The organism is Methylovulum psychrotolerans (assembly GCF_002923755.1).
Classification (GTDB): Bacteria; Pseudomonadota; Gammaproteobacteria; order Methylococcales; family Methylomonadaceae; genus Methylovulum; species Methylovulum psychrotolerans.
This window is the reverse complement of sequence record NZ_PGFZ01000001.1, coordinates 392,038-407,408: the sequence shown is the minus strand read 5'-3', so window position 1 is coordinate 407,408 and position 15,371 is coordinate 392,038. Positions and strand designations below refer to the sequence as shown.

Here is a 15,371-nt window from a genome sequence, read left to right as displayed (position 1 = left end):
GACGGCTTTATCCTCTCTCTTAGCTTCTGTAGACATTCATTCATGCCTTTATTACGTTTAACCAACACCTCCATCGCATTTGGTACCCACGCCTTACTCAAAAACGCCGATTTTCAACTGGATGCAGGGGAGCGTGTCGGCTTGCTCGGACGCAACGGTGAAGGCAAATCGACCTTAATGAAGATTATTGCGGGCAACATCTACGCCGACCACGGCGACATCTGGCGGCAACCCGAACTGCGTCTGGCATGGCTGGAACAAGCCCCGGAACTGCCGGACGGCGCGACCATTTACGATGCCGTGGCCGACGGCCTGGGCGAACTGGGGCATTGGCTGACCCGCTACCATGCCCTGTCCATGACGATGGACTACGAAGACCCTAAGGCTCTGGATGAACTGGGCGATTTGCAGCACAAGCTCGAAGCCCATAATGGTTGGCACTTTCAACAACGGGTCGAAACCACCCTCAGCAAACTCGGCTTACCCGGCGAAAAAGACGTTAACAGCCTGTCCGGCGGCTGGAAGCGCCGGGTCGCCCTAGCTCGTGCCTTAGTCATAGACCCCGAAGTCCTGCTGCTGGACGAGCCGACCAACCACCTCGACTTTGAAAGCATCACTTGGCTGGAAGAACAAATCCTCGCCTTTCAAGGCGCGGTCTTGTTCGTCACCCATGACCGTTCCTTCCTGCAACGTCTGGCCACCCGTATTGTCGACCTGGATCGCGGCAACCTCGTGTCTTGGCAAGGCACTTACGACGACTATCTGCGCCGCAAAGCCGCCGCCTTGGAAGACGAGGCCAACCAAAACGCCGAATTTGACAAAAAACTCGCCGATGAAGAAGTGTGGATACGCCAAGGCGTAAAAGCGCGGCGCACCCGCAACGAAGGCCGCGTCCGCGCCCTGGAAAAATTACGCGCCGAACGCGCCGAACGCCGCAATACCCAAGGCACCGCTCGCTTGGCAATGGAAAAAGCCGATGCCTCAGGCAAAAAAGTCATCGAAGTTAAAGACATTTGTTTTGGCTATGGCGAAAAAATGCTCATTAACAACTTTTCCGCCCTGATTCAGCGCGGCGACAAAATCGGCCTGATCGGCGCAAACGGCGCGGGCAAGTCCACGTTATTAAAACTGCTGCTCAAACAATTGGAACCCAGCACGGGCAGCATAGAGCAGGGCACACGGCTAGAAATTGCCTACTTCGATCAATTGCGCGACCAACTCGACCCCGAAGCCACCGTCGCCGAAACCGTCGCCAATGGCAGCGACTACGTCGAAATAGCAGGCAATAAACGCCACGTCATGTCCTACCTGGGCGATTTCCTGTTCGCCCCCGCGCGTGCCCGCTCGCCCGTCAAAAGCTTGTCAGGGGGCGAAAAAAACCGCCTATTATTGGCACGGCTGTTCACCAAGCCCGCCAACCTCATCGTCATGGACGAACCGACCAACGATTTGGACTTAGAAACCCTAGAATTGCTGGAAGAAAAACTGATTAACTACGAAGGCACCTTATTGCTGGTCAGCCATGACCGTGCTTTCCTCGATAACGTCGTCACCAGCGTCTTCGTGCTGGACGGCTCCAGTAAAGTGCAGGAATTTATCGGTGGCTATACCGACTGGCTAGACTATTGCCAAAGCAAACCCGCCAGCCCCGCACCCGCGAAAAAAAATCCGTCCGCCCAAGCAGCACCAACACCGGAACCCAGCAGCGGTGCGAAAAAGAAAAAGCTCAGCTATAAAGAACAACAAGAGCTTAAGCAACTGCCGGAGCTGATAGACCAACTGGAAACCCAGCAAGCCGCCTTAACCCAACAAATCGGCGACCCCGGCTTTTATAAAAACGCGCCGGATAAAGTCAATAAAGCCCTGGATGACTTAAAGAAGCTGGAAACCCAATTGGAGCAGACCTATCAGCGCTGGAACGATCTGGAAGCCGCCAACGAAGCGTAAAAATCCCAAAACCGCTTGCAAAACAGCCCGATTTGCCTTATCCTATCGGGCTATCTGTAGCTCTACAGAAAGTATCAGGAGAGATGGCCGAGCGGTCGAAGGCGCACGCCTGGAAAGTGTGTATACGGTAACGTATCGAGGGTTCGAATCCCTCTTTCTCCGCCAAACAAGCATCCGCCGGGGTGCAAAGAAGTACAGAAACCCGCAAGCTGTAAGGCTTAGCGGGTTTTTTATTGTCCAACGAAGTGCAACAAGATACATTGACATACCCCTAAGCGTGGGGGTATCTTTGGGGGTATATTGCATCCTTCCAATGGAGATACCCCCAAATGGCCTTATCTGACCCCACCTGCAAGAACGCCAAGCCCAAAGAAAAGCCCTATAAGTTAGCGGATGAAAAGGGTTTATATCTTTTGGTTAAACCTAACGGCTCTAAATATTTCCGCTTTAAGTTTCGGTTTGCCGGACATGAAAAGGTATTGGCCTTGGGGGTATATCCTGAAATAGGCCTTAAGCAAGCGCGTGATAAACGCGATGAAGCCCGTAAGCAATTGGATAGCGGCATAGACCCTAGCTTAACCCGCAAAATCGAAAAGACAGGCAGTGCGGAAAACACGTTTGCCGCGATTGCCAAGGAATTCATGGCGGCAAAACCCAACTGGAGCGAAAGCCACCGCAAACACGTTAATGAATGTTTTGAACGTGATGTATTCCCGTGGCTTGGCAATAGGCCGCTTAAGGACTTGTCCGCCGTTGAGGTGCTGGCGACCTTGCGGCGCATTGTTGACCGGGGCGCGATTGAAACCGCCGCCAGAACCAAGCAGTTTATCGGGCAAGCCATACGCTACGGGATCGCCACGGGCAGGGCAGAGCGCGACGTAACCGCCGACTTGCGCGGGGCATTGCCTTCGCCTGTACGCGGCCACTATCCGGCGATAACCGAACCTAAGCCGTTAGGGCAATTGTTACGCGATATTGATGCCTATAAAGGCGGTTTTGTGGTCAGAACCGCCCTGCAATTGCAACCCTTGATATTTGCCCGACCTGCCAACCTTGCGGCGGCGGAATGGGCGGAATTTGACCTTGAAGCGGCGGAATGGCGCATAGCCAGCGACAAAATGAAAATGAAGGACGCACACATCGTGCCGTTAAGCACTCAGGCAATCGCCTTGCTGAGAGACATTCAGCCGCTTACGGGCAACCAACAATATGTCTTTGCCAGCAATCAAGGGCAAAACGGTGAAAAGCACATTAGCCGTGAATCTATCGGCATGGCAATCCGGCGCATGGGCTACCAAGGCCAGCATACCGCCCACGGGTTCCGCACCACCGCCAGCACCCTTTTACACGAACAAGGCTTCCATTCGGACATGATCGAACGCCAGTTAGCCCACGCCGAACGCAACCGCGTAAAAGCCGCCTACAATCGGGCGCAGCACCTGGCCGAACGCCGGAAAATGATGCAGTCATGGGCGGATTATCTGGACGGTTTGAAGAATGGGGCGCAGGTGATCGCGTTCAAAAAGGCAGGATGACAGTATAACCAAATTTAACCGGATAGCCCGACGGGGCGACAAGTAGGAGTCATTACCCTATTTCCGGTTAATCCTTCGTAATGATTGCACTTGATGGAGTGTGTTTAATGAAAAACGACATAGACTATGAGCTTAAGGTTAAATGGGCGTTGCGTCTGCCGGATGAGGTTAACACCGACAACGCCTTAAACTCATTGCAAGTTTTACAGCATTTTTCAGCAGCCGTAACCAATGGAATACAGCCAGACGAAAAGGTTATGAAAGCAATTGCAAAGGTGTTTTCATCTTATATCTGCCAGCACCAAATTGTTGGGGAACCGGAAAAATTCAAATCATTAGACGAATCTTTCAATTTAAAGCCCAAGAAAGGTACAGGACATCCTATTAAGCAGTATAGTAATCATGCTGTAAGGCTGGGGTTTCTTCATAACATGTTTTTGTACCGGATGGCTACCAAGAACCGTGGGGAACCGTCAACGCTTATGGAGTCGGCTGAATGGGTATCAAACAGTTGGAAAATCAACGGCGAGTCAATAGATGCCGACACGTTAAAACGTTATTACACTGAGATAGGCGGCGATGACTTTTTTATAAATCAAGCGTATGCCTTTGAAAAGTATATGGGGATTTAAAACGGCTTTTTGAATCCCTGACAAGTTAAAAAATATGCCTAGAATACCGTAGCTATGTACAACAAGCATCAAAGAGGTGCAAAGCATGGCTACACAATCCAACCACCAACCCCACCACCTGCAAGAGTGCGCATTATTGCGGCTTTGGCAAATTATCGGCAACCCGAAGGCTAACCCGCCCATTCCCGCCATTCTGCCCATTGGCCGAACCACGTTTTTAAACGGTGTCAAATCGGGAAAATACCCCAAGCCCGTTAAATTGGGAGAGCGTTCGGTTGCTTGGCGTTCCGAGGACATCCGCGCTTTGATTGAATCAATGGGCGGTGCTGTATGATCGACACAACGCACAATAGAAATAACAAGGTTTATACAAGGTTTAACGCCGGAAAAATAGCAAGGTTTAGGCAAGGGTACGAAAATTGGGCGGACGGCTTGACACCACCACGGCTATTACTGGACAATCGCCACACTGTCAGTGCATTGCTGGCAGTCGGGCGTGAGAACCCGTTTTTTAGCATAGGCGATAAAACGCCACGGTTATCTGTGGTTTTTTTACGTCCTTCATTTTGTGCGGCCTTGTGTCGCCCATTCATTATGGCGGGCTGTTTTGGGAAGCCTTCGCGGCTTGCCGCACCTATGCGCGGTATTCTCACCCCATTACAGTCCGCCACCCATGCCGTGAGAAGCATGGGCGGCGGTTATCCCCTTCTTAAGCATAGGTTTCACCGCATGAACCCACAAGACACCCACGCCCAAAATCCGCCTGCCCAAGGCCAAGCCACCCCAAACCGTCCACCCCGCACCCGCGATAACGAAGCCCAAACCTTGGGGAAACCTTGGGGTTGTTCATCACAGACCGCCCCGCACCCGCGAGAACCCAGCCACCGACAAACAGGGCTTAGGGATACCCAAAACCTGCACGGCCTATGCCTTGCCGTTTGGCGTTCCGCCCTTCTTGAAGAATGCAGAACGCAAAACCAACAGGCATAAAAAAGCCCACTAATCGGATAATTAGCGGGCTTTTGTGTGCGGTAACGGCAATCAATCAGCAGGGTTAATAATACCCGATTGCCAAGCCGTGCGCCACCCGCGTAATGCAAGGGTAAACCAACATGAGCAAACAAAACTATAGCCGACCATCAGGGCTACCAATAAACCAACGGCGGCACACCCGCCCATTGAACGCCGACCATATCCGGCAAACCCTAAGCCCGGCAGATTTTTACCGCCACGAACTGCCCGGCGCACCGCTAAAAAAACACGGCTGGAACGACGGCGGTTTATGCCCGTTCCATGACGACAACAGGGCGGGCAGTTTTCGCGTCAATCTGGAGACGGGCGCGTTTAAGTGCTTTTCATGTGATGCGGGGGGCGGTGATGTGATCGCCTTCACCATGAGCCTGTACGGGCTTAAATTTACCGATGCGCTGGCAAAGCTGGCCGACGATTGGGGGCTTTTATGAGCGGCATACCCAAAATCTATAACGGCAAGCCCTTAATCCACGCATGGCCTTATCGTGACAGCCAAGGCCAAATTATCGGGATTGTTGGCAGGTATCAGGACGGCAGCGGCAAGAAAGACATCGTGCCATTTTTTAAACGCAGCGGTTCCGGTTGGGCGGCGGGCGCACCTGATGACCCGCGCCCTTTGTTTGGGCTGGACAGGCTGGCAAAACAACCGAAAAATAAAGCCATTATCCTTCCTGAGGGCGAAAAATCAGCAGCGGCAGGGCAAGGGCTTGGTATTTGCGCGGTCACTTCTTTAGGTGGCGCAAACGCGGCAAACAACACCGATTGGACACCCTTCAATGGTTTCAAGACCGTTTATTTACTGCCTGACAATGACAAACCGGGCGAACACTACGCGCAAACCGCTTACAGGGCGTTAATGGCCTTGGACTCACCGCCGACCGTTAAAATAATCCGGCTGGAAGGCTTGCCGGACGGTGGCGACATTGTGGACTGGTTACAAAACCACGCGCCGGATTGGGATGGTTACGCGCCATTTCCGGCGGACTCGACCGCGTGGGCGGTGGCTGAATTAAAAACCAAACTGAAAACCGCCGAACCCGTGCCGGATAGCTGGCGTGTGGCTGATGAAAATATCAACGTTCCTGAATGGGAAGCCCCCACGCCGATTAGCATCACCCTAAAGCCCGTGCAAGCCTTTGACGGCACGATGTTACCCGATGCCTTTGCCGTATGGGTTCAGGACATAGCGAGGCGGCAAGCTTCACCCGTTGATTATGGGGCAATCGGGGCAATGGTGGCCTTGTCGTCGGTGATCGGCAAAAAGGGCGCGGTTCAGCCCAATAAATGCAGTGATTGGATTGTCGTGCCTAACTTGTGGGGCTTGGCAATCGGCAGGGCTTCCGCCAAAAAATCCCCCGCCTTGTCAGAAGTGCTTAAGCCTTTGGATCGGCTTGAAATTGACGGCAAGCAACAATTTGACGCTGAAAAATCCAGAAACGATGCCGAACTGATGACCGCCAAAATCATACGGGATATTGCCGAAAAGGACGCTATCGACTTACTTAAGAAAAAAGACAACAAAGCCGAAAACCGAGCGGTGGCGGAAATTCTGTTACGCGAGTCCGCCGACAGCATGGCGAACATACAGGCCCCCACTAGGCGGCGTTTTAAGGTCAATGATGTGACCATCGAAAAATTGGGCGAACTGTTAAACGAAAACCCAAACGGGTTGCTTTTGTACCGTGACGAAATCGCCGGATTTTTAAAAACCATCGACCGCGAAGACCGCGCCAATGACCGCGCCTTTTATCTGGAGTGTTTCGACGGCAAAGGGCGGTACACTTTCGACCGTATAGGGCGCGGCACAATTGATATAGAATCGACGTGTGTGGCCTTGTTGGGCGGCATTCAGCCGACCCGCTTACAAGGTTATTTACATCACGCCATGAACGGCGGTTCGGGCGATGACGGTTTTATCCAACGGTTCCAATTGATGGTTTACCCTGATTTGACCAAAGACCACCCCATCGACACCTACCCCGACACCCAAGCCAAAAACGCCGCTTATGCCGTGTTTGACCGCTTGGCCGTCTGGGAGGGTTTTGGCGACAATCCGGCGCGGTTCGCACCCGATGCCCAAGCGGTTTTTGATGATTGGTATCTTGACCTGTTCGACAGGCAACGGGCGGACGACATCCACCCCGCGATTGAATCGCACCTAGGCAAATTTAACAGCCTTGTGCCTTCATTGGCGGTGATTATCCACTTGGCCGATGACAGTACCCATAATGACAGGATAAGCCTGAAATCCTTATTAAAAGCCATTGCGTTTAGTGGCTACCTCGAAAGCCATGCCATGAGAATTTATGGCAGTGCCATTGACCCGATAGAAGCCCATGCCAGCACGATACTGAAAAAAATCCAGTCCGGCCATTTACAGGACAAGTTCACCCCGCGCGAGATAAAACAAGGCGGCTGGACGGGCTTGGACACAATGGACACTATCAACGACGCATTGGCGGTATTGGTAGAGTTGGGTTATTTGCGGCCATTCATCACTAAAAAGCCGTCCGGTGGCAGGACATCAAAAAAGTTCTTGATACACCCCGAAATAGCAAAAGCCCCCAAGTAAGCCACCTACAAAACCTACGAAACCCCAAAAAACACAGTTTTGTAGGTTTCGTAGGCGGGTTGCCTAAGCGTTTTCAGATTTTTACGGCTAATCAAACCTAGCCATAAATGCCCGCTTGCCCATACAATGGGATAGACTTAACCCCTATAGCCTATCGACCATTGCCCCATAATTTCATGACCGCCTTACAGACCCTGCTTGACACCTACCGCGAAGCCGCCCAAACCGAACGTGAAAAAGGCACTTACTTTGAAGACCTAATTTGTGTGTATTTGCGCAACGAGGCCAGCTATAAGGATTTATATAGCCAAGTATGGACGTATGCCGATTGGGCGCGTGAACAGGGCTTAAACGCGCAGGATGCGGGTATCGACTTGGTGGCGAAGACATCCGGCACGGACGAGTACCACGCTATACAATGCAAGTTTTATGCGGCGGGCTATCGGGTGCAGAAGTCCGACATCGACAGCTTTTTCACCGCGTCGGGTAAAAGGCCGTTCAGCCACCGGATCATTATCAGCACCACCAACGACTGGAGCGGCCACGCCGAGGACGCGCTGCAAGGCCAGCAGCCGCCCGTCACCAAAATAGACCTGAACGACTTGGAAAACAGCCAAATTGATTGGGCGAGTTACCAGCCAAACCTACCGCCCGCGCTTAAGGCCAAAAAGAAGTTACGCCCACATCAAATATCGGCTGTATACGGTGTCAGCACGGGCTTGGAGACCGCCGACCGGGGCAAGCTGATTATGGCGTGTGGCACGGGTAAAACCTTTACCAGCTTGAAGATTGCCGAACGGATCGCGGGCAAGGGCAAGCGGGTGCTGTTTTTAGTGCCTAGCCTGTCTTTATTGTCGCAAACCCTGACCGAGTGGACGCAGGAATCCGCCGCACCGCTACACAGCTTTGCCGTCTGTTCTGATAGCGACATCGGCCACAAGCGCAAAAAAGACGACGACATCGTGCAGACCTTCACCCATGAGTTGCGCTACCCCGCCACCACCAACGCGCAGCGGCTGGCCGTGGAAATGGCGAAGCGTTCCGACATCCACCACATCAGTGTGGTGTTTTCCACTTACCACTCCATTGAGGTTATCAGCAAAGCCCAAAAAGAATACGGCTTGCCTGATTTTGACTTGGTTATCTGTGACGAGGCGCACCGCACCACCGGGGCGACCTTTGGCGACGAGGACGAATCTAATTTTGTCAAAATCCACGATGCCGACTTTATCAAGGCCAGCAAACGCCTGTACATGACCGCCACCCCCCGCATTTATGGCGAAATGGCGAAGGCCACCGCCGAAAAGGACAGCGTGGCCTTGTGTTCTATGGACGATGAAACCCTGTTCGGGCAGGAGCTTTACGTCATCAGCTTTTCGGAGGCGGTCAAGCAAGGCTTGTTGGTCGATTACAAGGTGATCGTGTTGTCGATAGATGAAGGCCATGTAAGCCGACGGCTGCAAGAGCTGTTGGCCGATGACAGTAACCAGTTAAAGGTGGACGATGCCGCCAAGATCGTCGGCTGTTGGAAAGCCCTGTCTAAGCAAGGCACACGCCAAGACTTGACGGACGATGCCGACCCGATGCGCCGCGCCGTGGCCTTTTGCCAAGTCATCGAACCCGCCACCAACCCGAAGACCCACAAAGTCAGCTCTAAAAACATAGCAAGGATGTTTAAGGCCGTGGTGGACGCTTACCAACAAAACGAGCAGGAACAGGGCGACGCGCCCCGCACCGACACGGCAACGTACCTGCAATGCGAAGCCGCACACATTGACGGCGGCATGAACGCCAGCGAAAAGGAAGCCCAACTCACTTGGCTGAAAGCCGCAACGCCTGACAACACTTGCCGGATATTAAGCAATGTCCGTTGTTTGTCCGAAGGCGTGGACGTACCCGCCTTGGATGCCGTGTTGTTTTTGACCCCTCGCAACTCACAAGTGGACGTGGTGCAATCGGTGGGACGGGTGATGCGCCTGTCCGAGGGCAAAAAACGCGGCTATATCATCCTGCCCGTGGTCATACCCGCAGGTATGGAACCCCACGAGGCCCTGGGCGACAACAAGACCTATAAAGTCGTCTGGCAGGTGCTGCAAGCTTTACGTTCCCATGATGACCGTTTTGATGCCATGATTAATAAACTGGACTTGATCGGCAAGGACACGTCCAAAATGGAGGTTATCGCCATTACCGACAAAATCCAGAAAAAACCCAAGAAACCCGCCGACACCAACACCACTAAGGCCGCTAAAGCCAAAAGCCAATACGGCATAGGCGAAACCGTCAAAAAGCCCAAACAAACCGACGCGATAGAAACCTTTGAGGTGGACGACATCCAACGCGCCATTTACGCCAAGGTGGTGCAAAAGTGCGGCAACCGGAGCCATTGGGAAGATTGGGCGAACGACATAGCCAAAATAGCGCGTACCCACATTACGCGAATCCAAGCCATTTTGGACACCCCCGCCAACGTGGCCGAAATAACCGCGTTTAAGGCCTTTGGTGAGGAATTGCGCGACGACCTGAACAACGCCATTACCGACAGCGAAATTGTCGAAATGCTGGCACAGCACCTGATAACCAAACCCGTTTTTGATGCCCTGTTCCAAGATTACAGTTTTGCCCAGCATAACCCTATGTCGGTAGCCATGCAGGACATCTTGGACAAATTGCAGGAACACCACCTCGACAAGGAAGCCGACACCCTGCAACGCTTTTATGACAGCGTGAAGCTACGCGCCCAAGGGATCGACAACGCGGCGGGCAAGCAAAAGATTGTCGTCGAGCTGTACGACAAGTTTTTCCGTAACGCCTTTCCGCGCATGACCGAAAAACTGGGCATTGTTTACACCCCCGTGGAAGTCGTGGACTTCATCATCCATAGCGTCAATGACGCGCTACAAAACGAGTTCGGGCAGACCTTGGGTGATGAAAACGTCCACATCATCGACCCGTTTACCGGAACCGGAACCTTTATCACCCGCTTGCTGCAAAGCGGCCTGATTAGCCCCGCGCAACTGCCCTACAAATACGCCAACGAAATACACGCCAACGAGATCGTTTTGCTGGCCTATTACATTGCGGCCATAAACATAGAGGCCGTTTACCATGACATCGTGGGCGGCGCGTACCAGCCTTTCAACGGCATTTGCTTAACCGACACTTTCCAACTGTACGAAAAAGAGGATTTAGTCAGCCAGATGCTGGTGGACAACCACGCGCGGCGCAGCAAGCAAAAGGCCTTGGACATTCGGGTTATTATCGGCAATCCGCCGTATTCAGTGGGGCAAGGAAGCGCGAACGACAATAACGCCAACGTGGCCTATGAATCGCTGGATAACAGAATCCGTGCAACTTACGCGGCAAATTCAAAAGCAGCTTCAACAAAAAACCTTATGGATTCCTATATCCGTGCTATCCGTTGGGCAAGCGACCGTATAAAAGATACGGGCATTATTGGTTTTGTGTCTGGGAGCGGCTTTATTGAAAAAACGGCAATGGACGGTATCCGTAAGTGTCTGGTCGATGAATTTAGCAGCGTTTATGTTTTCAACTTACGCGGCGATATTCGTAAGAACATGTTAAGCAAAGGCAGGGCGAAGGAAGGCCAAAACGTGTTTGGCAGTGGCAGCATGACCGGGATAGCCATTACTTTTTTTGTTAAAAACCCTGATGCCCAAGAACAGGGGAAAATCTATTATTATGATGTGGGCGACGATTTAAAACAAAGTGAAAAGCTAGAAAAGTTGAATAGCTTAAGAAGCCTTAACGGCATTACGGCGGCGGATGGCTGGATAACACTTACACCTGACCAGCATAATGATTGGTTAAAACAGCGTGATGACAGTCTTAGTAACTTTATGATATTAGGTAATAAAAAAGATAAGTTTACTGAAAATATGTTTGAAAATTATTCACTTGGAATTAATTCTAATCGAGACGCATGGGTATACAACTTTTCAAAAAATCAACTATCCAAAAACGTTGAATCGACAATTGCTTTTTATAATTCTGAATTAGAAAGATTTAAAAATAGTGAATCAAATGGAATATCTGTTGATTCAGATAAGTTTGTCAGCAATGATGAAACTAAAATTAAGTGGTCTAGTAGCTTAAAAGCAGATTTTAAACGTAATAAAAAGGCACGTTTTTCTGAAAAGCGGATCGTTGTCTCTATGTATCGCCCTTTTATTAAACAATATTTGTATTTTGATGGCATGTTTAATCATCGTACAGGACAAATGCCGCATATTTTTCCAGATTCATCAGTAGAAAATAAGGTTATTTGTGTCAGTGGTGTGGGGGCAAGAAGTGGCTTTTCTGTGCTGATTAGCCAGACCTTGGCTGATTTAGAAATAATTGAAAAAAGCCAATGTTTCCCCCTAAAGCTTTACGAACCCGCTATTAATGCCGATGACGGCCAGCAACCCAGCGGCGTGAAACCCCAAGGCGACTTGTTCAGCACCGACCAGATCGGGCTAACGGTGGACGTGTTTGAGCAGGTGGCCGACCAGCCGCGCTATACGGTTAAGGACGGCATTACTGATGCGGGGCTTGCCCACTTCCAAGCCGCTTACCCTAAGGAAACCCTTAGTAAAGAAGATTTGTTTTATTACATCTATGGCCTATTGCATTCAGAAGACTATAAAAGTCGCTATGCCGACAACCTCACCAAGGAGTTGCCGCGTATCCCTTGCGTGAACAAGGCGGCGGATTTTTGGGCGTTCAGCAAGGCGGGGCGGGCTTTGGCGGAGCTGCATATCCATTATGAAACCGTTGCACCGTACCCCGTGACGTTGGAATGTGGAGCCGCCGCTTTTGATGACCTTAAGGACACGGATTTTTACGTCACACAAATGAAGTTTGTCAAAAAGGGCGACAAGTCGAAAGTGGCTTATAACCATAAAATTATCATGACTGATATTCCGGTAGCGGCTTATGACTATGTGGTGAACGGCAAGCCCGCGCTGGAGTGGGTAATGGAACGCCAAGCAGTCAGTACCCATAAGGACAGCGGCATTAAGAATGACGCTAACGACTGGGCGATTGAAACAATGGGCAACCCGCGCTATCCGCTGGAGCTGTTCCAACGGGTTGTTACGGTAAGCCTTGAAACCATGAAAATAGTTAACGCCTTGCCGCCTTTGGAGATCGAAAAAAGCCATTAACGGCAGTTTGTGAATTAACCCCATGTAGCATAGGGGTTGCTGGCTTGTTTTGGAGTTTTTGAGGACTATAAAAAGGGGAGTTCAACCAGTACGCGCGGGCGAGGGATTATAACCCTTAGCTAAACCTTATCATTGGCCGTTAGCAACCAGTACGCGCGGGGGATTAATCGGAGCCGGAAACCTAGCAAAACATTTTTCATCCTGCGATAATTAGATGGCACTGGCCTGTTTGTGCGGAAAACAGGGGCAACCTTTAGCATGTGGGGGTACTTTTGGGGGTACATTTTAAAAACAAACATTTAAAACCCTTATAAATAAAGGCATGTAGCGGATTGTTTGGTTGTCTATTTCGCCAAACAAGCATCCGCCGGGGTGCAAAGAAGTACCGAAACCCGCAAGCTGCAAGGCTTAGCGGGTTTTTTATTGTCCGGTGAAGTACAATGACATATACCTACATCATAAGTGGCAGGCAATCGCACTATTGGCGGGTTTATGGGTTTTTCTGGCTCGCCTAAAATCTGAACTGTTGATTTTAATATTAAAAACTTGATCATCGGGTAACCCCTTTTTTTCAGCCCTTCTTTTTTTCCTGGTTATTGACTATGACTGATGCGACTTTATTATTTTCCGATGCTAAGCAAGTTATCCCTGGCGGTGTAAATTCCCCCGTGCGTTCGTTTAGCGGGGTCGGCGGCACACCCGTGTTTATTGACCATGCCAGCGGCGCGTTTATTTATGATGCCGACGGCAAGGCCTATATTGATTATGTCGGCTCATGGGGGCCGATGATTTTAGGCCATGCCCATCCTGAGGTCATCGCGGCGGTACAGGCCACCGCCGCAAAAGGCTTAAGCTTTGGTGCGCCCACCGAGTTGGAAACCCTCATGGCGCAAACCGTCTGCCGCTTGTTGCCGTCTATGGATTTGGTGCGCATGGTCAGTTCGGGTACCGAAGCGACCATGAGCGCGATACGGTTGGCGCGGGGCTATACCGGACGCGATAAGATTGTTAAGTTTGAAGGTTGCTACCACGGCCATTCCGATTCCTTGCTAGTTAAAGCCGGATCGGGCGCGTTGACGTTTGGTGTACCCAGTTCGCCCGGCGTACCTGCCGCGCTGGCGGAACACACCATTACCCTGACCTATAACGACAGTGCGGCAGTAGCGCAATTGTTCGCCGAATGCGGCGGGCAAATTGCCGCCATTATCGTCGAGCCGGTGGCGGGTAATATGAACTGCATCCCACCCGTGCCTGGCTTTTTGGAAACTTTACGGCAAGTCTGCGACGAACACGGCAGCGTGTTGATTTTTGATGAAGTGATGACCGGGTTCCGGGTCGGCTTGCAAGGGGCGCAAGGCCTTTATGGCATCACCCCGGACTTGACCACCTTGGGCAAAGTTATCGGCGGCGGGATGCCCGTCGGGGCGTTTGGCGGTTGCCGGAAGATTATGGAAAAACTGGCTCCGTTAGGACCGGTGTATCAGGCGGGTACTTTGTCGGGTAATCCGGTGGCGATGGCGGCGGGTTTGAAAACCTTGGCCCTGATTAGCCAAGCGGGCTTTTATGACACCCTCAGCGCGAAAACCGAGCGTTTGGTGACGGGCTTAAAAGCGGCGGCGCAACAAGCGGGCATCCCTTTGAGTACCCATAACGTCGGCGGCATGTTCGGGCTGTTTTTTAGCGAAACCGCCAACATCACCCGCTTCGCCGAAGTGATGCACTGCGATCAGGAACGCTTTAAACGCTTTTTCCATGCCATGTTAGCGGAAGGCGTGTATCTGGCCCCGTCGGCGTTTGAGGCCGGCTTTGTCTCCATTGCCCATACCGATGCCGACATCGACAGCACCATCGCCAAAGCGGCGGCGATCTTTAAACACCTGTAACCCTAGACCCCGACCATGACCGACGCTTTCCAATTGCATCCGCGCCTACAGGAAGACTGTATCTTGGTCGGCGCTTTCCCGCTGTGCCAGTTATTGTTAATGAATGATAGCCAATATCCTTGGTGTATCCTCGTGCCGCAAGTGCTGGGGCTACGCGAGCTTTACGAGCTAAGCCCAGAACAGCGCCAGCAGTTTACTGAAGAGTCCTGTTATTTGGCGCAGCAGTTGGCGGATTTATATCAGGCCGATAAGATGAACATCGCCGCCATTGGCAACATGGTGCCGCAACTGCATATCCACCATATTGTCCGCTACCAAAGCGATAAGGCTTGGCCCGCGCCCGTGTGGGGGAAGTTTGCCGCTGTGGCTTATACGCCGGAGCAATTGGCTGGGCGGCTGGGGGAGCTTAGGGGGGCTTTGGTGGGGTTGCGGAATTGAGTTGGGTTTTTGAGCCTTAGGAACGTGCATAAAAAACCTCCTGATTAGCAAGATGCTTCAGCCGAGGGGATCCAAACCTCTGGGCGAGGCCCAACGGCGATGGCGGCAACAAGCAGGCGCATGGGAAGCCTATCGAGCTGGAACCTGCGGTTGAAGCGATAGGC

Annotated in this window: 10 protein-coding genes, 1 tRNA gene and 1 pseudogene; 11 read left to right on the top strand and 1 reads right to left on the bottom strand. The window is 51.8% G+C overall.

Features of this window, described 5'->3' with window-relative positions; genetic code table 11:
- The first annotated feature begins 42 nt into the window (after positions 1-42).
- The 11 genes from AADEFJLK_RS01925 to AADEFJLK_RS01875 all read left to right on the top strand — a co-directional run bounded on the left by AADEFJLK_RS01925 (position 43) and on the right by AADEFJLK_RS01875 (position 15,207).
- Entirely contained in the window at positions 43-1,947 is a 1,905-nt protein-coding gene (locus AADEFJLK_RS01925) for an ATP-binding cassette domain-containing protein (protein ID WP_103973113.1), read from the top strand.
- 77 nt (positions 1,948-2,024) lie between these two features.
- Positions 2,025-2,112: transfer RNA gene (locus AADEFJLK_RS01920), tRNA-Ser, on the top strand.
- Positions 2,113-2,276: 164 nt separating this feature from the next.
- Complete coding sequence (locus tag AADEFJLK_RS01915; RefSeq protein WP_103973112.1) at positions 2,277-3,482, top strand: tyrosine-type recombinase/integrase; 1,206 nt, start codon at positions 2,277-2,279, stop codon at positions 3,480-3,482.
- Positions 3,483-3,589: 107 nt separating this feature from the next.
- Complete coding sequence (locus tag AADEFJLK_RS01910) at positions 3,590-4,114, top strand: hypothetical protein (protein WP_146054488.1); 525 nt, start codon at positions 3,590-3,592, stop codon at positions 4,112-4,114.
- A gap of 85 nt (positions 4,115-4,199) precedes the next feature.
- Positions 4,200-4,448, top strand: a complete 249-nt coding sequence (locus tag AADEFJLK_RS01905) for a helix-turn-helix transcriptional regulator (protein ID WP_103973110.1) — start codon at positions 4,200-4,202, stop codon at positions 4,446-4,448.
- 395 nt (positions 4,449-4,843) lie between these two features.
- The gene (locus AADEFJLK_RS01900) at positions 4,844-5,104 is read left to right on the top strand and encodes a hypothetical protein (protein ID WP_103973109.1); all 261 of its coding nucleotides are present in this window, start codon (positions 4,844-4,846) and stop codon (positions 5,102-5,104) included.
- Positions 5,105-5,226: 122 nt separating this feature from the next.
- Positions 5,227-5,577, top strand: a complete 351-nt coding sequence (locus AADEFJLK_RS01895) for a CHC2 zinc finger domain-containing protein (protein ID WP_103973108.1) — start codon at positions 5,227-5,229, stop codon at positions 5,575-5,577.
- On the top strand, positions 5,574-7,718 hold the full coding sequence (locus tag AADEFJLK_RS01890; RefSeq protein ID WP_146054487.1) for a YfjI family protein: 2,145 nt from the start codon (positions 5,574-5,576) through the stop codon (positions 7,716-7,718). Before AADEFJLK_RS01895 ends, AADEFJLK_RS01890 begins: the two co-directional genes overlap by 4 nt.
- Before the next feature lie 176 nt (positions 7,719-7,894).
- Complete coding sequence (locus AADEFJLK_RS01885; protein ID WP_103973106.1) at positions 7,895-12,886, top strand: DEAD/DEAH box helicase; 4,992 nt, start codon at positions 7,895-7,897, stop codon at positions 12,884-12,886.
- 602 nt (positions 12,887-13,488) lie between these two features.
- The gene (hemL, locus tag AADEFJLK_RS01880) at positions 13,489-14,769 is read left to right on the top strand and encodes a glutamate-1-semialdehyde 2,1-aminomutase (protein ID WP_103973105.1); all 1,281 of its coding nucleotides are present in this window, start codon (positions 13,489-13,491) and stop codon (positions 14,767-14,769) included.
- Between the two features lie 15 nt (positions 14,770-14,784).
- Positions 14,785-15,207, top strand: coding sequence for an HIT domain-containing protein (locus tag AADEFJLK_RS01875; protein WP_103973104.1), 423 nt, complete (start codon positions 14,785-14,787; stop codon positions 15,205-15,207).
- Positions 15,208-15,251: 44 nt separating this feature from the next.
- Here the strand turns inward: AADEFJLK_RS01875 and AADEFJLK_RS25420 are convergent.
- Positions 15,252-15,371, bottom strand: a pseudogene (locus AADEFJLK_RS25420) (IS1595 family transposase); the annotation flags it as partial.